Annotated in this window: 18 protein-coding genes; 13 read left to right on the top strand and 5 right to left on the bottom strand. The window is 69.9% G+C overall.

The genetic code is table 11. The annotated features are described in order from the left end of the window. Nucleotides 1-362: 362 nt before the first annotated feature. From ACH4FH_RS17685 to ACH4FH_RS17675, 3 genes are all read right to left on the bottom strand, one after another. On the bottom strand, nt 363-1,949 hold the full coding sequence (locus ACH4FH_RS17685; RefSeq protein ID WP_398556744.1) for a carboxyl transferase domain-containing protein: 1,587 nt from the start codon (nt 1,947-1,949) through the stop codon (nt 363-365). Between the two features lie 82 nt (nt 1,950-2,031). Continuing rightward, complete coding sequence (locus ACH4FH_RS17680) at nt 2,032-3,489, bottom strand: acyl-CoA synthetase (RefSeq protein ID WP_398556743.1); 1,458 nt, start codon at nt 3,487-3,489, stop codon at nt 2,032-2,034. Between the two features lie 376 nt (nt 3,490-3,865). Beyond that, a complete protein-coding gene (locus ACH4FH_RS17675) occupies nt 3,866-4,330 on the bottom strand; it encodes a pyridoxamine 5'-phosphate oxidase family protein (protein ID WP_398556742.1) in 465 nt (154 codons plus the stop codon). Nucleotides 4,331-4,756: 426 nt separating this feature from the next. Between ACH4FH_RS17675 and ACH4FH_RS17670 the strand changes: the two genes are divergently transcribed. The 11 genes from ACH4FH_RS17670 to ACH4FH_RS17620 all read left to right on the top strand — a co-directional run bounded on the left by ACH4FH_RS17670 (nt 4,757) and on the right by ACH4FH_RS17620 (nt 19,091). After that, the gene (locus ACH4FH_RS17670) at nt 4,757-5,401 is read left to right on the top strand and encodes a cysteine hydrolase (protein WP_398556741.1); all 645 of its coding nucleotides are present in this window, start codon (nt 4,757-4,759) and stop codon (nt 5,399-5,401) included. A gap of 718 nt (nt 5,402-6,119) precedes the next feature. After that, nucleotides 6,120-9,161 (top strand): BTAD domain-containing putative transcriptional regulator, encoded by a 3,042-nt coding sequence (locus tag ACH4FH_RS17665; protein ID WP_398556740.1) that lies wholly within the window; start codon nt 6,120-6,122, stop codon nt 9,159-9,161. Nucleotides 9,162-9,895: 734 nt separating this feature from the next. Next, nucleotides 9,896-10,597, top strand: a complete 702-nt coding sequence (locus tag ACH4FH_RS17660; RefSeq protein WP_398556739.1) for a response regulator transcription factor — start codon at nt 9,896-9,898, stop codon at nt 10,595-10,597. Between the two features lie 375 nt (nt 10,598-10,972). After that, nucleotides 10,973-11,302 (top strand): TcmI family type II polyketide cyclase, encoded by a 330-nt coding sequence (locus tag ACH4FH_RS17655; RefSeq protein ID WP_398556738.1) that lies wholly within the window; start codon nt 10,973-10,975, stop codon nt 11,300-11,302. Beyond that, nucleotides 11,299-12,570 (top strand): beta-ketoacyl-[acyl-carrier-protein] synthase family protein, encoded by a 1,272-nt coding sequence (locus ACH4FH_RS17650; RefSeq protein WP_398556737.1) that lies wholly within the window; start codon nt 11,299-11,301, stop codon nt 12,568-12,570. Before ACH4FH_RS17655 ends, ACH4FH_RS17650 begins: the two co-directional genes overlap by 4 nt. Further along, nucleotides 12,567-13,784 (top strand): ketosynthase chain-length factor, encoded by a 1,218-nt coding sequence (locus ACH4FH_RS17645; RefSeq protein ID WP_398556736.1) that lies wholly within the window; start codon nt 12,567-12,569, stop codon nt 13,782-13,784. Before ACH4FH_RS17650 ends, ACH4FH_RS17645 begins: the two co-directional genes overlap by 4 nt. A gap of 122 nt (nt 13,785-13,906) precedes the next feature. Beyond that, nucleotides 13,907-14,173, top strand: a complete 267-nt coding sequence (locus ACH4FH_RS17640; RefSeq protein WP_398556735.1) for an acyl carrier protein — start codon at nt 13,907-13,909, stop codon at nt 14,171-14,173. 99 nt (nt 14,174-14,272) lie between these two features. Then, the gene (fabG, locus tag ACH4FH_RS17635; RefSeq protein WP_398556734.1) at nt 14,273-15,058 is read left to right on the top strand and encodes a 3-oxoacyl-ACP reductase FabG; all 786 of its coding nucleotides are present in this window, start codon (nt 14,273-14,275) and stop codon (nt 15,056-15,058) included. Nucleotides 15,059-15,131: 73 nt separating this feature from the next. After that, a complete protein-coding gene (locus ACH4FH_RS17630; protein WP_398556733.1) occupies nt 15,132-16,079 on the top strand; it encodes an aromatase/cyclase in 948 nt (315 codons plus the stop codon). A 2-nt stretch (nt 16,080-16,081) separates the two neighbouring features. Further along, nucleotides 16,082-17,563: an FAD-dependent monooxygenase gene (locus tag ACH4FH_RS17625; RefSeq protein ID WP_398556732.1), complete on the top strand. Its 1,482-nt coding sequence runs from the start codon at nt 16,082-16,084 to the stop codon at nt 17,561-17,563. A gap of 49 nt (nt 17,564-17,612) precedes the next feature. Next, nucleotides 17,613-19,091 carry an FAD-dependent monooxygenase gene (locus tag ACH4FH_RS17620; RefSeq protein WP_398556731.1) on the top strand — a complete coding sequence of 493 codons (1,479 nt, stop codon included), beginning with the start codon at nt 17,613-17,615 and terminating at the stop codon, nt 19,089-19,091. Between the two features lie 76 nt (nt 19,092-19,167). Here the strand turns inward: ACH4FH_RS17620 and ACH4FH_RS17615 are convergent, their stop codons facing one another. Continuing rightward, nucleotides 19,168-19,755, bottom strand: coding sequence for an NADPH-dependent FMN reductase (locus ACH4FH_RS17615; RefSeq protein WP_398556730.1), 588 nt, complete (start codon nt 19,753-19,755; stop codon nt 19,168-19,170). Between the two features lie 167 nt (nt 19,756-19,922). After that, nucleotides 19,923-20,228 carry a hypothetical protein gene (locus ACH4FH_RS17610; RefSeq protein WP_398556729.1) on the bottom strand — a complete coding sequence of 102 codons (306 nt, stop codon included), beginning with the start codon at nt 20,226-20,228 and terminating at the stop codon, nt 19,923-19,925. Nucleotides 20,229-20,333: 105 nt separating this feature from the next. Here ACH4FH_RS17610 and ACH4FH_RS17605 point away from each other — a divergent pair, with 105 nt between their 5' ends. Then, nucleotides 20,334-20,948, top strand: a complete 615-nt coding sequence (locus tag ACH4FH_RS17605) for a TetR/AcrR family transcriptional regulator (RefSeq protein ID WP_398556728.1) — start codon at nt 20,334-20,336, stop codon at nt 20,946-20,948. A gap of 376 nt (nt 20,949-21,324) precedes the next feature. Then, the gene (locus ACH4FH_RS17600; RefSeq protein ID WP_398556727.1) at nt 21,325-22,119 is read left to right on the top strand and encodes a maleylpyruvate isomerase family mycothiol-dependent enzyme; all 795 of its coding nucleotides are present in this window, start codon (nt 21,325-21,327) and stop codon (nt 22,117-22,119) included. Nucleotides 22,120-22,423 lie beyond the last annotated feature (304 nt).

Raw genomic sequence — 22,423 nt, 5'->3', positions numbered from 1 at the left:
AAGAGGTAGGCGCGTTCATCGGGGGCCAGGCGCAGCGCCCGGGCCAGGCGCCCACCACGTTCGCCGAGGGCCGCAGCCCGCGGCCCTGTTCCAGCCGCACGATGTAGTCGATGCTGACCCCGGCCAGCCGGCCGGGGCGCGGGCGGCCCCGCAGGAAACCGGCCCGGGTGAGGGCTGACAAGGCGTACGACTCCCGCCGCAAACGGGCCTACCCACGCAGGCGTGGGATCGAGGAGACCGTTTCCGATCCCGGCGGACCGGGTCCGCAACCGCCAGAAACTCGGCTCCCGAGGCGGTCGGCCGCCGAACGAACGGCTGTGACAAGCACTTTCGAAACAGGCCCCAGGCCCCTTCCGAGCCGGTCAGGTCGGTGCGACGATGCCGCGGATGATGCCCAGGTCCAGCAAGTCCTGGGGGCGGATGTGGAGTTGGTCGGCTGTGTCGTGCACCTGCTGCGCGTCGCGTTTGAGGATGGCGGCGGCCAGTTCCGGGGCGATCACCGAGAAGTAGCTGTCGGGTGTCGCCCAGAGCCGGTCAGGAGCGGCGAGGGCCAGGGCGCCTCCCGAACCGCCTTCGCCGATCAGCAGCGAGGTGACGGGGACGCGGACCGAGGCGAGTGCGGCGAAGGTGTCGGCGATGGCCGCGCCGGCGCCCGAGCGTTCGGCTTCCGGGTCGTTGGCCGCCCCAGGAGTGTCGACGAGGGTGAGAACGGGAATGCCGAGCCGGTCCGCGAGGCGGATCAGGCGCGCGGCGGTGCGGAAGCCGGCGGGGCGGGTGGCCGTGCCGCACTGGGCCGCGAAGGCGATGGTGCGGCCGTCGCGATGACCGAACCCGCAGCGCATCCCCGTGTCGACGCCGCCGCAGCGGTCACCGCTGACCTCTTCCCAGCTGTCGAAGTAGGCCCGCAGATACGCCTCGGCGCGCGGCCGTCGCGCGTCACGGGCGCGGACCACCGCCTCCCAGCCGGTCTCCGGGAGGGTGCCCGCGCTGAGGGGGTGCGGGGGCGGCGCCGCTTCCGGGGCCGATTCGGCGCCCGGTTCCGCAGGAGAATCCGACCGTCCTGTGGTTTCCAGGAGTTGGAGCCAGCGCACCAGGGTGTCGCGGAGGCGGTCCGGTGGGACGACGGCGTCGATGTGGCCGGCCGCGAGCTGGCCTTCGGCGGAGTAGGCGTGCGGGTCGGCGCCCTTCGGGCGGACCCGCGAACCCGCGAAACCGATCTGCGCTCCCGGCAGGGCCAGGATCACATCGGCACCCGCGCCGAGCGTGGCCCAGCCGCCGCCGGTCGTCGGGTCCCGCAGCACCGCGATCTGCGGCAGACCGGCCGCGCGGTTCAGTGTCGACTGGCGGGCCACCCGCTGAAGTTGTGTCAGGGCTCGCATGCCTTCCTGCATCCGGCTGCCGCCCGTGGCGACCAACGACACAATAGGCAGACGTCGTTTGCGGGCCTGGGTGTACGCGGCCACCAGGCGGTCACCGGTGCGTTCGCCCAGGGAGCCGCCCAGGAACCCGAACTCGAAGGAGATGAGGACGGCCTGCCTGCCGCCTATCGTGGCGAGGGCGGTGACCACCGATTCGTCCTCACCGGTCCGGGCGCGGGCGCGCTCCCGGGCGGCGTCGTAGCCGTGCCAGCCGAGTGGGCCGTCCGGCCGGTCCGAGGGGCTGCCGACCGGCGCACCCGCTCCGTCCGGCCGCGTGGCTCCCCCTCCTTCCGGCTTCCCCGCTACCTCCGCCTCCGCGTCAGTCTCTTGCTCTGCCGCCTGAGTGCCGGGCGCTCCGGTGGCGTCGGGTGAGGCGGGCTCGACGTAGGAATCGGCGACCAGCTCGATGGCCTGACGGGCAGTGAGCCGGGCGGCCGGCTGGGCAGCGGGCGGAACGACGGGTGGGGGAGTGGCGAGGACGTCGCCACCGGGCTCCGGCCCCACGCCCCCGGCCGGCCCTTCGACCGGCATGTCCCCAGGCCCTGGTTCCCCGGGCGCGCCCTGACCCCGGTCCGCGGGCTCACCGTCGGTCCCGCCCCCGAGGTGCCCGCCGCTAGGCACGGAGTTCCCGCTTCAGGATCTTGCCCATGTCGTTGCGCGGCAGGGAGTCCAGGAAGTGGACGGTCCGGGGCCGTTTGTGCGGGGCGAGTTGGCGGGCGACATGGTCGGCGAGTTCCTCAGCGGACGGCGGTCCGGTGTCCGGCCGGGTCTCGGCCACGATCCAGGCGACGATCCGCTCGCCGAGGTCCTCGTCCGGCTCGGCGGTGACGGCGGCCTCGGCGACCCCCGGATGTGCGAGCAGGGAGTTCTCGATCTCACCGGCGCCGATCTTGTAGCCGCCGCTCTTGATCAGGTCGGTGGCCTTGCGGCCGACGATGCGGTAGTTGCCCGTGGAGTCCCGGATCGCCATGTCGCCGGTGCGGAACCAGCCGCCGTCGAAGGCCGCGGCGGTGGCGTCGGGCCGGTTGAGGTATTCGACGAAGAGGTTCGGGCCGCGGACCTGGATCTCGCCCACCGTCTCGCCGTCGCTGTCCTCGATGGCCCGGCCTGCATCATCGACGAGGCGGACGTACACGCCCGGCAACGGCACCCCGACCGTCCCCGCGGCATCAGGGCCGTCCGCCCGAACGCTGGTGTTCATCAGCGTCTCCGTCATGCCGTACCGCTCGATCACCCTGCGGCCGGACGCGGCGGTGATCCGTTCGTGGTCGGTCAGCGGCAGCGCGGCGGAACCGGAGACCAGCAGCCGGGCGCGGGCGAGCGCCTTGGCGAGCACCGGGTCGTCTCCCGCCTCGACAGCCAGCCGGTGGTACATCGTCGGTACGCCGAACAGCATGGTGCCGTCCGCGGACAGCTCCCGTGCGACGGCTTCGGTGCTGAAGCGCCCAAGGTGGTGGACGCTGCCCCCGCGGCGCAGCGGGCCGAGGATGCCGAGAATCAGTCCGTGGACGTGGAAGAGCGGCAGGGCGTGCACGAGGACATCGTCGGCGGTCCACTGCCAGGCGTCCTCCAGCGCGTCCAGCGTGTGGGCGATGGCGCGGCGGGGGAGCACCACGCCCTTGGGGGGCCCGGTGGTGCCGGAGGTGTAGACGATCAGGGCCGGAGACTCGTCACCCGGTTCGTACGGGAACGGGGCCGGCACGGCGTCCTCGGGCGGTGCGATGACGTCGAGATCGAGACGGGGGAGCGCGGCGAGGGCGTCCGGCAGGTCGGCGCCGGGCTCGGCCAGAACGAGGGAGGGCGCGCTGTCCGCCACGATGTGCGCCAGCTCGCTCTCCCCGATCTTCGGATTCACCGGTACCGCGGGCACCCCGGCGAGCAGCGCGGAGACCACGCCCACCGAGGTCTCCAGCGTCGCGGTCGCCCAGATCGCCACTCGCGTCTCGGCGCCGATCCGCTCGGCGAGCGGGCCGGCCACCGCGGCGAGCTGGCGGTAGCTGAGCGCGCGGGCGCCGAAGCGCAGCGCGGGCGCGGTCGAAGCGTCGCGCAGCGCGGGGAAGAGCACGTTCACCGGATCTCCTTCGTCCTCGTCGGCACCCGGCCCGTCGCGGCCGGAGCTGCCCCGCTCCCGCACCCGTGGTGGTGGAGAACGGGCTGACCCCACCACTCTCGCAGAGACCACTGACATCGCGATCACTCCACGGCGTCGGGCCGGGGTCCGGGCTACTTCCGGCCAGGTGCCGAACGCGTGCCGAACGCGTGACGACCGACTGCCGACCGACTGCCGGCCGGGCGCCGGGCGGGCGCCGGGCAGGTCCCGGCCGGGCGCCGGGCAGGTCCCTGCGCCGGGTGCGGATGGGGGAGGGCTGCCGCTCGCGTCTCCGGTGCGCCGCCGCCCGGAACAGGCCGCCCCCTCGTTCGCCCCTGCCGCCCCCGCCCCGCATCCCTTACCCCGGTATCTTGCGGAAGTCCCAGGAGGTGACGGTCGACGGCGTCAGGCGCACCCACGCGTGCCGGCCGTCGTGCGGCATCTCGTCCATTCCGAAGTACTTGGCCGCGAACAGCCGCTCCGGCGCGTCCAGTTCGGGGCACGGCTCGCCTGTGCGTGGTGCCTCGCCGATGAACACCGCGCGGCCGGCCAGTTCGACGCCCCGTAGTTCCCCGTACTCGTGCCCGTCGTCGACGACCACCGCGAGCCGAGCGTCCTTACGCAGCTGCGCCCATCGCTTGCTTCGGGTGATGGAGTACAGCCACAGCGCGTCGCCGTCCCAGACGAACCACAGGGCCCCGACGTGTGGCGCGCCGTCTCCGCTCACCGTCGCGACCCTGCAGGTCCGCCGGTCGGCGAGGAACTCATCGCGCTCGCCCTGCGTCATCATGATCCGGCGTCCGCGCCGCTGTGTGTCGGTCATATCCGTCCTCGCCCTCCGCTGCCCGGGCCGTGGGCGGGCGGTGAGAGGCCCGCGACGACGCCGTCATCCGACTATCACCTGACTGACTGTCAGAAATCATGGGGGCTCTTCCTAACAGGCGCAATGGCGGATAGCCTCGCGCGCCTCGACCAGGTCCGGCGAGGCGCCGGGCCCGCGCACCGGAAGGAACCGGAAGGAACCGGAAATCACCTGGGTTCACCGGAAGGAACTGGAAGAAGCCGGAAGTAATAAGGGCGTCGGCGCCGGCAGGCCCTTCGGGCATGTACGACAAGCGGACACACGGATCACCGGCGGACACGCGGATCGCGGGCGGGCACACGCATCACGGGCGGACACACGCATCGCGGGCGTGCGTGAGTAGACGTAGGCAGGCCGCAGAAGGATGGCGATAGGAGGGGGATGGCCATGGCATCGGACGCACGGCTCATCGAGCAACTGGATCCGGCCTCGACGGTACTGCTCACCGTCGAGTGCCAGCGCGGCGTGGTCGGTGTGGACAGTGCGCTGCCGGAACTCGCCGCCGTGGCACGCAAGTCGGGAGCCCTGACGCATATCGCCCGACTGGTCGCGGCCGCCCATGGCGCCGGCGTCCAAGTGCTGCATGCGGTCGCCGAACGCCGTCCCGACGGCCGGGGAGCCAACCGCAACGCCCGTCTGTTCAAGGCGGCCGAGCGGCTGCCCGTCCAGCAGATCGTCGGCTCCACCGCCGTACGGATCGCCGATCCGATACCGGTCTCGGAGGACGACCTGGTGGTGCGCAGGCTCCACGGGCTCTCGCCGCTCGCGGGCACCGACGTGGACGCCCTGCTGCGCAACTTCGGCTGTCGCACACTCGTCGTCACCGGGGTGTCGGCGAACGTCGCGATCCCCAATGCCGTGTTCGACGCGGTCAACCTCGGCTACACGGCCGTCGTTCCCGGGGACGCCATCGCGGGGGTGCCCGCCGACTACACCCCCGCGATGATTCGCAACACCCTTGCCCTGGTCGCCACGGTCACCACGACGGACGAGATCCTGACCTGCTGGGAACGGCCGCGCAGCGCCCCCTGACCCGGCGGCGTCGGGGGAGGGAAGCGGCAAGGGGGCGCGTCGACGCCGCCGCTCGCCGGCGGTCAGGTCAGGGTGACCGAGCCGCCGTCGACGTTCACCTTCGCCGCCGACAGACCTCGGGTAGCGGACCCGAGAACGTCTTGAAGCCAACGCCTTGAAGCCAACGCCTTGAAGCCCACTACCTAGTTGTCCTGACCTGGGGTGATGCGGTAACGCTTCTCTCTGACCTCCGGAGATGAAACTTCCAGCGTCTTTCGGACTCGTGCCGCGTCACGCAGTCGATTCTCCCCACGTGCTCCCCAGCGCCGCCCAACTCCCCGCATTCTCCCCAGGAATGGTCCGTGCAGCGGGACGGGATACCGTCGGAAGTCATCCCATCCGAGGCGCTGATAGCCCGTCCCGCAGTGTCGTCATCGGGGCAGACTCACGGCGGTGCGTGTAGTGCGTGCGGTGCGTGCATTCGTGGTCGATGCATCATGTGGAGTGCCTCGTGATCCTCGAGCAGGCGGCAAAGGGCGTCTGATCTGGGGTTCTCCGAGTGTGCGTGAGGTACGGAAGCCGTCACGGCGCGCCCCCCGCCCCGACTCTCCCGCCCTGCCATCGCGATCTGGCCACAGATCTGACGCGAATTATTTAGCATGGGCTTTGCGAAGGCTTGGTTGCTCAGGTGATGGTCCTGAGCTGCGAGGCCCGCGCGTCACGCGGAGGGGGACTTGTGATGCATTCGCTGTCTTTCAGGCTGCTCGGGCCGCTGGAAGTGCTCATGGACGGCCGGCCATTGCGGCTGGGAAGTGCCCGACAGTGCGCTGTGCTGGCGATGCTCCTGCTCTTCTCCGACCGCGTCGTCTCGGTGGACGCCCTGACGGATGCGGTGTGGCAGGGCGCTCCGCCGACCACGGCCCGCAATCAGATCTGCATCTGCGTCACGAACCTGCGCAAGACCTTCAGGGACGCCGCAGGCGTCGACGACCTGATCGACACGGTGCGTCCGGGCTACCAGCTCAACTCCAAGAGGCATCGTCTGGATCTGTGTGAGCTGGAAACATCGGTCGCCCTCGCCCGGGCGGCGGCCGGTGACGGGCAGCCGGCCGAAGCGGCGGAGCACTTCGAACATGCGCTGTCGCTCTGGCGCGGCACCGCACTTGCCGGTCTTGTGGGCGGCGGCATCGACCAGGAAGTCACCCGGCTGACCGAGTTCTGGCTCGACATCAACGAAGAGTTCGCAGCGCTGCAGCTGAAGCTGGGCCAGCACCGTTCGGTGGTGGCCAGACTCACCGCACTCGTCGCGGAACACCCGCTCAGGGAGCAGGCCAGAGGCCACCTGATGCGTGCCCACCACCTGTCCGGCAGGCGAGCCGCAGCGCTGGAGGTGTACCGGGAGGGGCGGCGGATCATGGCCGATGAGCTGGGGATCGAGCCGAGTGCCTCCATACAGCAGTTGCACCGCCGGGTCCTCCAAGACGCCGACGAGCCGGAGAGCGTCGCCCCCCAGCGCGGCATCGTCGTGCCGAGAACGGAAACGGCGCGGAAGGTACCGGCCCAGTTGCCGCTGCCCCCGGCATCGTTCATCGGACGAGCCGCGGAGATGGCGGCCTTGGATGAACTGCTTCCCGGACGTCGGCGTCAGGGAACGCTCGCCATCGCCGTCCTCTCGGGCGTGGGCGGCGTGGGGAAGAGCGCGTTGGCCGTGCACTGGGCCAACCGGGTCGCCGACCGTTTTCCGGACGGCCAGGTCTTCATGGACATGCGGGGCTACGACATACAAGACCAGCCGGTCTCGGCCATGGCGCTGCTCGGCCAGAGCCTGACGGCCCTCGAAGTTCCCTGCGCCGAGATCCCGGCCGAAGCGCAGGAGCGGGCCGCGCTGTACCGCAGCGTCCTGGACGGGAAGCGGCTCCTCATCGTGCTGGACAACGTCCGTTCCTTAGGCCAGGTCAAGCCGTTGTTGCCCGGGCTCGGCGAGTGCTGTGTGGTGATCACGAGCAGGGAGCCGCTGGACGAGCTGACCGCGGACTACGCGGCGGCACGCATCGACCTGAAGGTCATGCCGCGGGGCGAGGCCCAGGAGATGCTCGCGGCCGCGATCGGCGCGGCGCGGGTCGCGGCGGAGCCCCAGGAAGCCGCACGGCTGGTCGAGCTGTGTGGCCGGCTGCCACTGGCCCTGCGCATCGCGGCCGCCCTGCCGGCCACCAGACCGCATGTGTCGCTGCGTCAGCTGGCGTCACGGCTCGCGGACCGGAGCCGGCGCCTGGACATTCTCAGCCCGAACGACGGCGGCGTCCGAGCCGGGTTCCTCCTCAGCTACCGGGAACTGTCCCCGAATGCCGCCCGGTTGTTCCGGAGACTCGGGCTGCTCACCGCGCCGAGCTTCGCGGTGTGGGTGTGTGCGGCCCTGCTCGACGTGGAAGCGCAGGAGGCGGAGGAGCCGATCGAGGAGCTCGTGGACGCCCAACTGCTGGAGGTGTGCGCGGTTCAGCCGGGTGTGCCGCCCCGCTTTCGACTGCCGGAGCTGCTGGGTCTGTTCGCCGGGGAGTGTGCGCAATCGGATGAGTCCGAGGCGGACCGGGAGGCCGCGTTCGACCGTGCCTTCGGCACCATGCTGAGCCTCGTCGACTCCGCTTGTCAGCGGCTCTACGGCCCCAGGGCTCCCGTGCATCGGACCGGCTCGGCTGCACGGTTGTCCGCGGGACACCGGTCCGTCGTACCGGCCGACGCGATGGGCTTGTTGGAGTCCGAGCGGGAGTCGATGGTCGCGATGGTGCGGCAGGCCGTGCAGACGGGCCGTGCGGAGCAGGCATGGAAACTGACGGCGTGCATGGTCCCGTTCTTCGAGATGCGCGACTACCTGGAGGATTGGCAGCGGACGGCGGAGGATGCCTTGGAAGGGGCCCGACGAGCGGGGGATGACCTCGGCTGCGGAACCATGCTGTGCACACTCGGCACGCTGACGATCCACCGGAGGCGTCATCCAGAAGCGGCATTGCTGCTCTACTCCGCCATGGTGTTCCTCGACCGGTGTGGTCATGTGCACGGCCGGGGCATCGCGCTGCGCAATCTCGCCTTGTGCGCCCGATTCGCCGGGGATCTGGACGGAGCCGCCGGGCTGTGCCGCGCGGCGCTCGACGCCTTCGAACAGGCCGGCGCTCTGACAAGCCATTCGCACGCCCTCGGACTGCTGGCGCAGATCGAACGGGAGCGTGCCAGCAGCGAGGTGAGGCTCGAACGCAGCGAGGTGAGCGTCGAACTGCGCGATGAGGCGATCGTCGCCGGTCATGAGGACGGTTCGCCGCGCAGTGAGGTGCGGAACATCCGCCGCCAGGCCGAGGGGCTCGTGTATACGGGAGAACTGCGACGCGCGGAACAGGCGTGCCAGGACGTCATTTTGCTGACACGTATGCAGGGTGACCGCCTGCGCGAGACATATGGCCTGCTGGGTCTCGGGGAAAGGCAGTGGCGCCAGAACCTTCCCTGTCAGGCCGAGGAGTCCCTGGTCGAGGCGCTCGCGACTGCCGCAGCCCTCGGGGACACCTTTCTGCAGGCCCGCATAGAGACCGAACTCGCCTGTGCCGAAACGGTCCGAGGTGCCCGCCATGCTGTGCGACGGCTGAGACGGGCCCATGAGACCTTTCGTCTGCTGGCCGCAACGCTCTGGGAGAAGCACACCAGCCGCATGCTGGACGCATTGAGCGTGTTCGAGGAGGGCGTCCCGGTCGATGCCCTGGATCTGGCGCGGTTGCGGGACGCTTGTTACGGGGCGTGATGACGTAAGGGGTGAAGCCGGCCGGGGCCCACTCCTGGCGGGGCGCCGCCGTGTGACGCGAAGGCGGCGTCACACGGCCTTTCTCGCTCACTCACATCCGGGGAGTATTTTGCAGCAATTTCTTGGCGATTTCTGATCGTTTATCGCAGGAAAAATCGAGACGAAACCGGCTTGAAAATTCCTGTGGGTAGGGTGGTGAGGCGAGGGTTGGCCTGCGGGGAGAAGTTTCCCGGTAGAACCGGTTTTCGCAATCTTTTAACCATGGGGGAATGTGATGCTCGAGTATGTGAATCGCGTGTTGCCGCGACTTGGGAGTGCTAACGTGTACGGCGTGGCCCCGCGGGAGTAATTCCCCCATATACTCGCGGCGCGGGTGGCCGGCGACGTTTGGCTCGCGAAATCGGCTGCGGCGGCTTGGCTCTCTCCTCTACCGGGCTCGCTGCGGCCCCGCAGGGAACTCCCCGGCAGTCATCGGCTATCCGGAAGAGGTCGGCGGCGTATCCTCTGGCGAATTTCTCAAGTTGATGCGATGAATATACGCACGGTGACGAATGGCGAGAGCTTCGTTTACGTCAAATTTACCTGACGGTTGCTTGTTCTGGGGATTCTTTGGCGATTCTATTGGCGCGAATTCAGCTAGGCGTGGTCCGGATCCTGAGGGGGAAGCCATGAATCTCGAAGTGGTACAGAAGTCAAGTCATCGCACCGCGGCGCCGCACAGAAGAGGGAGCGGGATGATCGCGGCGCAGCACATGCCCAGCCGGTCCGCGGGCTGGAAGGTGCTTGTGGTGGAGAACAACACCAGTGACGCCGAAGCGCTGGCGAAGGGGCTGCAACGGCACGGCCATGAGGTCGAGACGGTCGACACCGGCGGCGCCGCTCTTCAGACCTACAAGAACGTCGACTTGGTGCTGCTCGATCTCGAACTCCCCGACCTGGACGGCATCGAGGTATGCCGGGGAATCCGTACCGCCTGCGACGTAGCGATGATCGCCGTGACGGCCAGGGGTAGTGAGGTGGACCGGGTGCTCGGCCTCCAGGCAGGCGCGGACGACTACTTGGTCAAGCCCTATGGATTCCACGAGTTGATGGCCCGTATCGAGGCCGTCATGCGCCGGGCCCTGCCGGCGACGGTGATGCCCGCGATGCCCAAGGTCGTCTCGCACGGGCGGCTGTGGATCGACGCGAGCTCCCGTGAGGTGAGTGTCGACGGCCGACGTATAGAGGTAACCCGCAAGGAATTCGACCTGCTGTACCTGCTGGCCTCGCACCCGGACACCGTCATACCGCGCAAGCTCCTGATGGAAGAGGTCTGGGGGGATTCCTGGTCGCGCCGGACCGTGGATACCCATGTGAGCAGCCTGCGGGGCAAACTCGGCTCCAGAGAGTGGATCATCACGGTGCGCGGAGTCGGTTTCCGGCTCGGACATGCCTGAAATCCGACGTCCGCAGCGGAACCGGCGTCCTGAGACTTTGCCACCCACAGAGGTGTGGGATCCACGACGTCACCCGCATACACGTCTGACGGGCGTCTGACATTTACCTGACTGTTCTTTCACGCTGCCGTGGTGGGCGTGCGGATCCTGGGAGACCGGTGCCTCGCCGAGCTCCGCCCATCCCTTCCTGAGCGCCGAGTCCCGGCGCGCCCGCGCGTCCTCCGGGTGCGGTGATCTGCGGCAAATCCCGCCTGTAATTCGCCTCGCATGGGCCTGACAGGTTCTGACAAAGCCCTGACCTAATACGTCTCGAAAAAAACGGTCGGAGCGAAGAGCCTGGTTGTCGGATTACCGGTCGTGGAGGAGTTGGATCCCATGCACAGCACCCTGATTGTGGCTCGGATGGACCCTGATGCGAGCGTCGATGTCGCCAAGATCTTCGGCGACTTCGACGCCACCGAGATGCCTCATCTCATGGGGACGCGCCGCCGCCAGCTGTTCTTGTACCGGGGCCTGTATTTCCACTTGCAGGACTTCGACTCGGACAACGGCGGCGAGCGAATAGAGGAAGCGAAGACCGACCCCCGCTTCGTACGCATCAGCGACGACCTCAAGCCGCACATAGCGGCCTACGACCCCAAGACCTGGCGGTCGCCGGCCGACGCGATGGCCACCCGCTTCTACAACTGGGAGGCGTCCGCGTGAACGGCCGACGCGTTGTCATCACCGGCATCGAGGTGCTGGCTCCCGGAGGTGTCGGCACCAAGAACTTCTGGGGTCTCTTGAGTGACGGCCGGACCGCCACTCGCGGCATCACCTTCTTCGATCCCGCGCCGTTCCGTTCCCGGGTGGCCGCGGAGATCGACTTCTATCCGGAGCTGCACGGTCTGCGCCCGCAGGAGGTGAGACGCATGGACCGGGCCGCCCAGTTCGCCGTGGTCGCGGCGCGCGGAGCGGTCGCCGACAGCGGTATCGAGCTCGGCGCCCTCGACCCGTACCGCGTCGGTGTCACCGTGGGCAGTGCGGTGGGCGCCACCATGGGGCTCGACGAGGAGTACCGGACCGTCAGTGACGGCGGCCGGCTGACGCTGGTCGACCACACCTACGCCGTACCGCACCTGTACAACTTCCTGGTGCCCAGCTCGTTCGCGGCCGAAGTGGCCTGGGCCGTGGGCGCCGAGGGGCCTTCCGTCGTGGTCTCCACCGGCTGCACCTCGGGCATCGACTCCGTCGGCCACGCCGTCGAGCTGATCCGCGAAGGCTCCGCCGACGTCATGATCGCGGGGTCCTCCGACGCCCCGATCTCGCCGATCACGATGGCGTGCTTCGACGCGATCAAGGCGACCACGCCCCGCTACGACGAACCGGAGCGCGCCTCAAGGCCGTTCGACGCCACCCGCAACGGCTTTGTGCTCGGCGAGGGTGCCGCCGTCTTCGTCCTGGAGGAGCTGGAGTGCGCGCAGCGCCGTGGCGCGCACATCTACGCGGAGGTCGCGGGCTATGCCACGCGCAGCAACGCGTACCACATGACGGGGCTGCGACCGGACGGTATCGAGATGGCGGAGGCGATCCGGGTCGCGCTGGACGAGGCGCGGATGAACCCCGAGGAGATCGACTACATCAACGCCCACGGCTCCGGCACCAAGCAGAACGACCGGCACGAGACGGCGGCGTTCAAGCGGAGTCTGGGTGAGCACGCCTACCGGACACCGGTGAGCTCCATCAAGTCCATGGTCGGCCACTCACTGGGGGCCATCGGCTCCATCGAGATCGCGGCCTCGGCACTCGCCATGGAGAACAACGTGGTGCCGCCCACGGCCAATCTGCATACCCAGGACCCGGAGTGCGATCTCGACTATGTGCCCTTGACGGCCCGCGACCAGCTCACCGATGCGGTGCTCTCGGTCGGCAGTGGTTTCGGTGGATTCCAGAGCGCGATGGTGCTGGCCCGGCCCGAGAGGAGCGTGGCATGACCGCGTCGGCGGTAGTGACGGGCCTGGGCGTCCTGGCGCCCAACGGGCTCGGTGCGCAGGACTATTGGGCGGCGACCCGCAGCGGCAAGGGCGGCATCGGGCGGATCACCCGATTCGACCCGGCGCAGTATCCCGCCAAGCTGGCGGGACAGGTGCCCGGCTTCGTGGCGGAAGACCACCTGCCGAGCCGGCTGCTGCCGCAGACCGACCGGATGACCCGGCTCGCCCTGGTCGCCGCGGACTGGGCACTCGCCGACGCGGGCGTGACGCCCAAGGAGCTGCCCGAATTCGACATGGGCGTCATCACGGCGAGCGCGTCCGGCGGATTCGAATTCGGCCAGGGCGAGTTGGAGAAGCTGTGGAGCCAGGGCAGCCAGTTCGTCAGCGCCTATCAGTCGTTCGCCTGGTTCTACGCGGTCAACAGCGGCCAGATCTCCATCCGCAACGGCATGAAGGGCCCCAGCGGTGTGGTCGTCAGCGACCAGGCCGGCGGTCTCGACGCGGTCGCGCAGGCACGCAGGCAGATACGCAAGGGGACCGGGCTCGTCGTCTCCGGCGCGGTCGACGCCTCCATCTGCCCCTGGGGGTGGGTCGCCCAGCTGGCCGGCAGGCGCCTGAGCACCAGCGACGAAGTGACGCGCGCCTACCTGCCGTTCGACTCCGAGGCGCGCGGCCACGTACCCGGCGAGGGCGGAGCGATTCTGATCCTGGAGGACGCGGCCGCCGCACGCCGCCGAGGCGCCAGGGCGTACGGCGAGATCTCCGGATACGGAGCGACCTTCGACCCCAAGCCCGGCAGCGCACGTGAGCCCGGTCTGCGCAAGGCGATCGAGCTGGCCCTGGCGGACGCGGGCGCCGAACCCGGCGATGTGGACGTGGTCTTCGCCGATGCCGCGGCCGTCCCCTCGCTCGACCGGACGGAGGCCGAGGCCATCAGTGCGGTCTTCGGGCCCAGGGGGGTACCGGTCACCGCGCCCAAGACGATGACCGGCCGGCTGTACTCCGGTGGCGCCCCACTGGACCTCGCGGCCGCCTTCCTCGCCATTGCGGAGGGCCTCATTCCGCCCACCGTGCATGTGCGGCAGGCGCCCGAGTACGACCTCGACCTGGTGACGGCCCAGCCGCGCACCACCGAGGTGCGCTGCGCCCTGGTCCTGGCGCGCGGCCACGGCGGCTTCAACTCCGCCATGGTCGTGCGGGCCACGGACGAGTAGGGCCGGCGCCGCGCCTCCAAGAGCAGTGCCGCCGTCTGCTGATCCCCCTGCGGGCGGGCCGCTCGTTCCCGAGGCACGCCAGCACGCCAGCACGACCTCACACCGATCATGAAGGAGCCCAAGTGGCCGGCAGCAATTTCACCATCGACGACCTGAAGCGGATTCTCCTCGAGGGGGCCGGTGCCGCCGAGGACGTGGACCTGGACGGCGACATCCTCGACAAGGACTTCGAGCAGCTCGGCTACGAGTCCCTCGCCCTGCTCGAGACCGGCAGCCGCATCGAGCGCGAGTACGGCATCACCCTCGACGACTCGGTGCTGACCGACGCGGTCACCCCGCGCGTCCTCGTCGAGGCCGTCAACCAGCATCTGACCACCCAGGCCGCCTGAGCACCGGATGGCCGCCGCCGGGTGGCGCACTGCCCGGCGGCCCTCGCCCCGCGCTTCAGGACGCGTACCTCAACCGGCTCTACCCACCAGGAGAACAGCATGCCGCAGCAGGACCAGCGGGTCGCCCTCGTCACCGGGGCCACCAGCGGAATCGGCCTGGCCGTCGCCAGGCTGCTGGCCAACCGGGGCCACCAGGTCTTCCTTGGCGCACGCAACGCCGAGAACGTGGCCTCGACCGTCAAGCAGCTGCGCGAGGAGGGCCTCGACGTCGACGGCGTCGCTGTCGACGTCCGCTCCAACGATGCCGTGACGGCCTTCGTGCAGGGCGCCGTCGACCGGTTCGGGACCGTCGACATCCTCGTCAACAACGCCGGCCGCAGCGGTGGCGGCGTCACCGCCGACATCGAGGACGAGCTGTGGCACGACGTCATCGACACCAACCTCAACAGCGTCTTCCGGCTGACCCGTGAGGTGCTGAACACCGGCGGTCTGCGCGCCAAGAACTGGGGCCGGGTCATCAACATCGCCTCCACGGCGGGCAAGCAGGGCGTGGTGCTCGGCGCCCCCTACTCGGCGTCCAAGCACGGCGTGGTCGGCTTCACCAAGGCACTCGGCAACGAGCTCGCCCCGACCGGGATCACCGTCAACGCGGTCTGCCCGGGCTATGTCGAGACGCCCATGGCGCAGCGCGTGCGGGCGGGCTACGCGGCCGTCCACGACACCACCGAGGAGGCGATCCTGGAGAAGTTCCAGGCGAAGATCCCGCTCGGCCGCTACTCCACGCCCGAGGAGGTAGCCGGGCTCGTCGGCTATCTCGTCTCCGACACCGCGGCGTCCATCACCGCGCAGGCGCTGAACGTCTGCGGCGGCCTCGGCAACTTCTGACCCGGTCGGCCCGCCCCCGCGCACCGAGCGCGGCACACCGGCCCGACGAACCCGACTGAGCAGGAGGAAGAGCATGGCGCAGAACGGCCTGCGAGAGGTGGAGCACGAGATCACGGTCTCGGCCCCCGCCACCGCCGTCTACCGGCTGATCGCCGAGGTGGCGAACTGGCCGCGGATCTTTCCGCCCACCATCTACGTCGACCATGTCGAGCAGGGCGGCAACGAGGAGCGGATACGGATCTGGGCCACCGCCAACGGCGAGGCCAAGAACTGGACCTCACGCCGCGTCCTGGACCCGGAGGGGCTGCGGATCGACTTCCGGCAGGAGGTCTCGGCCCCGCCGGTCGCCTCGATGGGCGGCGCCTGGGTGGTCGAGCCCCTGTCCGACGGCGAGTCCAGGCTCCGGCTGCTGCACGACTACCGGGCCGTCGACGACGACCCTGAGGGCCTGAAGTGGATCGACGAGGCCGTCGACCGCAACTCCCGCTCCGAGCTGGCGGCCCTCAAGGCCAATGTGGAACTCGCCCACGCCTCCGAGGAGCTGGTGTTCTCCTTCGAGGACACCGTGCACATCGACGGGTCGGCCAAGGACGTCTACGACTTCATCGACGAGGCGCACCTGTGGCAGCAGCGGCTTCCGCACGTGGCAAGCGTCCGGCTGGAGGAGGAGACCCCGGGCCTCCAGACCCTCGAGATGGACACCCGCGCCAAGGACGGCTCGACGCATACCACCAAGTCGTACCGCGTGACCTTCCCGCACCACAAGATCGCCTACAAGCAGGTCACGCTGCCGGCGCTGATGACGCTGCACACCGGTTACTGGACCTTCGAGGAGAGCGGCGACGGTTCCGTCGCGGCCTCCTCGCAGCACACCGTCGTCCTCAACACCGAGAACATCGCGCGGATCCTCGGAGCCGAGGCGACCGTGGCCGACGCCAGGGAGTACGTCCACAGCGCGCTGAGCACCAACAGCCGCGCCACCTTGGGCCACGCCAAGAACTACGCCGAGAACAAGCGCTGACCATGGCCGCGGACTTCCTGGAGACCCAGGTCGTGGTCGTCGGCGCGGGGCCCGTCGGGCTGATGCTCGCCGGTGAACTGCGGCTCGGCGGCGCGCATGTGACCGTCCTGGACCGGCGTGACGCCCCGACCACGGAGTCGAGGGCGTCGACGCTGCACGCCCGCACCATGGAGATCCTGGACTGCCGAGGGCTGCTCGCGGCCCTCGGCAGTCCGCCCGGGGCAGAGCTCCGCGGGCACTTCGGCGGCATCCCCCTCGACCTCACCCTGCCCAGCCGCTATCCGGGCCAGTGGAAGGTGCCGCAGACGCGCACCGAGGAACTGCTGCAGGACTGGGCCCGGTCGCTGGGCGCGGACCTGCGGCGCGAGCACGAGCTGCGCGGGCTGACCGTGACCGGGGACCGGGTCCTGGCCGAGGCGGCGGGCCCTGACGGGCCGGTGCGTATCCGCGCCCGGTACGTGGTGGGGTGCGACGGCGAGGACAGCACCTTGCGCCGTCTCACCGGAGCCGAGTTCCCCGGCAAGGACGCGCGGCGCGAGCTGCTACGGGCCGATGTCGCCGGCATCGACATCCCGAACCGGCGTTTCGAGCGCCTCGAAAACGGCCTCGCCATCGCGGCCCGGCGCGGCGACGGCGTCACCCGGGTGATGGTGCACCCCTTCGGCAGCGCGGCCCGACAGCGCGCGGGGGAACCCGGGTTCACCGAGGTGGTCGACGCCTGGAAGCAGGTCACCGGCGAGGACATCAGCCACGGCACACCGCTGTGGGTGAACGCGTTCGGCGACGCCAACCGCCAGCTCACGCGCTATCGGGCGGGACGGGTGCTGTTCGCCGGGGACGCCGCGCACCAGCAGATGCCCATCGGCGGGCAGGCCCTGAACCTCGGCCTCCAGGACGCGGTCAACCTCGGCTGGAAGCTGGCCGCAGAGGTGGCCGGCACCGCACCGGAGGGCCTGCTCGACAGCTACCACAGCGAACGGCACGGCGTGGGGCGCAGAGTGCTCGCCAACATCAGCACCCAGGCGACGCTGCTGCTCGGCGGAGCGGAAGTGGAGCCGCTGCGCGGCGTGCTCGCCGAACTGATCGCCCACGACCGGGTCCGCGAGCACCTGGCGGGGATGATCTCCGGGCTCGACATCCGGTACGACGTGGGCGAGGGGCACCCGCTGCTCGGCGTACGGCTGCCGTGCACCGACCTGGTGACGGCCGGCCGACGGCCGTGCGGCAGCGCGGAGTTGCTGCGTACCGGCCGCGGGGTGCTGCTCGACCTCACCGGCTCCGCGGGCGACGCCCGGCTGCGCGCGATGGCCGCGCCATGGGCCGGGCGGGTCGACACCGTGCCCGTAGAGGCGGTGCTCCAGGGCCCTTTGCGCGGGGTCGGCGCTGTGCTTCTCCGCCCGGACGGCCACATCGTGTGCGCCGGTGCCCCACCGGGCGCGGACTTTCCGGGTGCGCTGCGCCGCTGGTTCGGCGCGCCGCGGTAGCGGGCCCCGGCGTACGAGAGCCCACCACGAGACAGAAGAGGAAACAGACATGGAGACCGAGAAATTCGACGCCGACGTCATCATCGTGGGCGCCGGCCCGACCGGGATGATGCTCGCCGGTGAGCTGCGCTTGGGCGGGGCAGAAGTGATCGTGACCGAACGGCTCGCCGAGCCCACCGGGCAGTCGCGGGGCCTCGGCTTCACCGCGCGGGCCATGGAGGTGTTCGACCAGCGGGGCCTGCTGTCGCACTTCGGCGGTCTGGAGACCAGCCCGATGGGCCACTTCGGCGGCATCCAGTTCGACTACACCGTCCTGGAGGGCGCCCACTTCGGCGCTCGCGGCATACCCCAGTCGCAGACGGAGGCCGTGCTCGAGCGGTGGGCGTTCTCGCTCGGGGCGGACATCCGGCGCGGCTGGGAGTTCCTCGAGTCGGCTCAGGACCAGGAGAGCGTGACGGTCACCGTCGGAACGCCGCAGGGCGTACGGCGGCTGCGGGCGCGGTATCTGGTCGGCTGCGACGGCGGCCACAGCCCGGTGCGCAAGGCCGCCGGCTTCGACTTCCCGGGCACGGACGCGACCCGGGGGATGTACCTCGCCGATGTCGTCGGCTGTGACCTGAAGCCGAGATTCCTGGGGGAACGGCTGCCCGGCGGGATGGTGATGGCCGCCCCGTTGGCCGAAGGAGTGGACCGCATCATCGTGTGCGAGCACGGCACCCCGCCGCCCGACCGCAGCGAGACGCCGGACTTCGCCGAGGTCGCGGGCGCCTGGCAGCGGCTGACCGGCGAGGACATCCATGCTGGCGGCGCCGACTGGGTCAGCTCGTTCACGGACGCGACCCGTCAGGTCACCGAGTACCGCAGGGGCCGTGTTCTGCTCGCCGGCGACGCGGCACACATCCACCTGCCGGCCGGCGGGCAGGGGCTGAGCACCGGGGTGCAGGACGCGGTCAACCTGGGCTGGAAGCTGGCCGCCGTGGTGCGGGACCGGGCGCCGGCCGGCCTCCTGGACACGTACCACGGCGAACGCCACCCGGTGGGCGCGCGGTTGCTGATGAACACCCGGGCCCAGGGCATGGTGTTCCTCGGCGGCCCGGAGGCGGACCCGTTGCGCGCCCTGTTCGCCGAACTCCTCGCCTACGACGACGTCAAGCGGCATCTCGCGGGCGCGGTGAGCCATATCGACATCCGTTACGAGGCCGACGAGGGCAGCCACCCGCTGGTCGGCCGGCGGATCGGCCACCATGCGCTGCGCGGCGTGGCCGGCCCGACCAGCACGACGGAACTGCTGCACGCCGCGCAGGCAGTGCTGCTCGACCTGGCTGACGACGCCGCCGTGCGGGACACTGCGGCGGGTTGGAAGGACCGGGTGACGACGGTGACGGCCACCCCGGAGGCAGCGGCCGCCTTCGCCGGGGCGGACGCCGTGCTCGTACGTCCCGACGGCCATGTCGTCTGGACCTCGGCCGACCCCGGGCAGCTGTCCGACGCGCTGCGCCGCTGGTTCGGCACGCCCGCCGGCAGCTGACGGATACCGCTCATGGCGCAGAGCGTAGGCCCCGGCTCGCCAGTGGCGAGCCGGGGCCTCATGCCGGGTATCGGCGTTATGCCGCCTGGTTCTCGGCCTTCGACCGCTGGGCCTGCGCCAGGAGCTCGTTGAGCATGGCGAGGACCTGCTTGTCCTTGCCCTCGCTGGGCGCGAACACGGTGAAGTCCTCGAAGTCCACCGGGAGGAGGAGCTCCACGGCGGGCTCCACACCGGTGACCTTCAGGTCCTCGAGGATCACCCGCAGATGCCCGACCGCGCGCACGCCGCCCTCCATGCCGTAGCCGACGAAGCCGGCGGGCTTGCCGCCCCACTCGGCGGCGAGGTAGTCGATGGCGTTCTTGAGTACCCCGGGGATCGAGGCGTTGTACTCGGGGGTCACGAAGACGAAGGCGTCGAACGAGCCGATCTTCTCGGCCCACTTGAGCGTGTGCGGGTTGGCGTACTGGCCGTAGAGGGGCGGCATCTGCTCGTCGAAGTGCGGCAGGGCGTAGTCGGCGAGGTCCACGATCTCGAAGGTCGCTTCCTCGCGCCCCGCGGCGATGCCACCGACCCAGTCGGCCACGGTGTCGGCCTTACGGCCGGGACGGGTGGCGCCGACGATGATCGCGACCTTGACCGGGGTCTGCTCGGGCGATGAAGCCATGGTGATTCTGCCTCTCCGGAACTGATGCTGTTGACGGGGCGAATACTTGTGGCGGTGCTGTGCGGGCGCTGCTGTGCGCTACGGCTGTGCCGGTCACGGCGGCCGTTCGGTGCGGGGCGAAGGTCTTGCGGGCGAGGGTCTGTCGAAGGGCGCCGTGCGGCGCCCGGTCACTTCTCGGCGGCGTACGTTCCGACGGGGTCGAGCGGGGTGAGGGACGGGGGCTCCTCGCACATCGCGTCGAGTGTCGCCCGGTAGTGCTGGAAGGCGTCGAGGGTGCCGAGTACGCCCGGGCCGTTGGCCAGCTCCACGAAGGACACGAAGGTGACCTTGTCGTCGAGCTGGTACGTGTCGTACCGCAGGACATCCGGCCGGACCGACTCCAGCTCCGCGTAGACGGTCTGCAGCATCTCCTGATGCCGCTCCAGCGCATCGGCGCTGACCTTCCACCGGATCATCACTTGTTGCGCGGCCACGCTTCCTCCTCCAGCAGCCGGGGCGCTGCCACCGACTCTCGGGCTAATTTCATAAAACACTCTGTCTTTCAGAAAACACTCTGTCAAGTGAACTATGATGGGGTCATGGCTACCCGGAAGTACGAGCAGCGCCTGCGTGCGGAGTCGGCACAGGCGACCCGGCGCCGCATCATGGATGCGGTCTGTGAACAGCTGCGCGCGGCGCCGGCGAAACCGGTCAGCATCGACCGCATCGCCCAGGTGGCACGGGTGGCGCGCCCCACCGTGTACCAGGTCTTCGGCTCCCGCGCCGGACTGTTCGACGCGGTCGGCGCCGACCTCCTGCAGCGCGGCGGATTCGAGTCCATGATCGAGATCGCTGACCACCCCGACGCCCGCCAGGGGCTGCGCGGCTGCATCCGGGGTGTGGTCGAGATGTACGCCGCCCACCGGGACGTGCTGCGTGCGCTGCACTCGATGGCGCTCCTGGACGCCGCCGCGGTCGGCGGCGCGGTCCAGCGCCTGGAGCAAGACCGGGCGGCAGGCATGGGGCACCTCGCGGACCGGCTGGCGGAGCAGGGACTGCTGCGCCAGGACGCCACCGCCGAGCAGGCCGCCGACGTGCTCTGGCTGCTGACCGGCTTCGACAGCTTCGACCTGCTGTACGCCGGCCGGAACGCGCCGGTCGAGCAGGTCGCCGACACCCTCGTGACGACCGCCGAACGCACTCTGTGCGCCTGAGGGGGGCCGGGAATGAATGCGCTGGTGTCTCCTGGTGCGGTCACGGCGGGCCCGCTCTTCTCCGGGCTGTGCGCACCGGCTCTCGATGGTGGGGAAATCCCTGTCCGCCCGGAGGAGTACGAGAACTGGCGCGTCGAGCCGAGCGCTGAATTCCGTGGAACCACTCGATTTCACGGCACCACTCGCGTCCACGCGCGGCAGCAGGGGTTACCCGTAAGCCTCTGCCGTGCGCCGCGGGATTTCAATGGCCGGTCCGTCAGGCCAGTGTCAAATTCCGTCAGAACTCCGTGGGTTCCGGCACATCAGCAGTGCCGGCCCCGCGGACGGCTGACAGCCTGCGACCGGCAACACACCACCCGGCAATGGAGGTAAACAGATGGGCAGCCGAGCTGACGGGCCGATCCAGGCGCTGCGCACGGGCCACGAGCAACTCTCGTCCTTCGTGGCGCAGTTGCCGGCGCACGACCTGGAGCGCGTTTCCGCCGCCGACGAGTGGACCGTCGCGCAGGTGCTGAGCCACCTGGGCAGCGGCGCCGAGATCAGCCTCGCCACGCTGGAGGCGGCTCTGGCCGGATCCGGCGCGCCGGACGGGGAGTTCAACGAGAAGGTGTGGGCCCGCTGGGACGCGATGTCCCCCAAGGAACAGGCCGAGAATTTCGCGCGGGCCAACGAGACGCTGGTCAGGCGGTACGAGGGGCTCGACGAGGCGACGCGGGCCGAACTCACCATAGACCTCGGCTTCCTGCCCGAACCGCTCGATGTCGCGGCCGTCGCGGCACTGCGCCTCGGCGAGTTCACGTACCACACCTGGGACATCCAGGCGGCCTTCGACCCGGCGGCGGTGCTCGCTCCTGGCGCCGTGGAGCACCTTTTCCAGCCCCTCGGCATGCTTATCGGCTTCCTCGGCACCACAGGAGAGCTCGGCGGCAGGCGGGTCTCCCTCGCCGTACGCACCGAGCGTCCCGAGCTGTCCCTGGGACTGGAGTTGGGGGAGGAGGTCACCCTCACGGACGCGCCGGCGGACCCCGACGGCGTACTGGAGATTCCCGCCGAGGCCGCGTTGCGCCTGGTAGTCGGGCGGCTCGCCCCGGAGCACGCGCCGTCCGGCACCCGGCTGACCGGTGGCGGCGTCTCGCTCGACGAACTCCGCAGGGTCTTCCCGGGGTTCTGACGCGGGTTCCGTACGGACCGCGTCGCGGACCGGCGGGCCCCCGCCCGCCGGTCCTGCTTTTCTTCCAGGTGAATTGACACCGGCACCACACAAGTTTGCGAAGACCTGTAATTGGACTTCTTGACCCTCGCATCCGGCCCGCCGAAGAATGGCAGGGCATTTCCGGTGCATTGCCGCTGCTGATCGTTGAGAAGTCCTTGCGTAGTCGGCCTCGATGCAGTGCGCGTATGTCCCTGTGTTCGGGCAGTCCGAAAGAACTCCGCGTCTTTCGCGTGCCGTGGAAAGCCCCATCAAAAACCAGACG

Origin of the sequence: Streptomyces sp. NPDC017993 (genome assembly GCF_044328065.1) — a bacterium.
Lineage (GTDB): Bacteria > Actinomycetota > Actinomycetes > Streptomycetales > Streptomycetaceae > Streptomyces.
The sequence above is the reverse complement of the archived record's forward strand: the minus strand, read 5'-3'. Positions and strand labels throughout refer to the sequence as shown.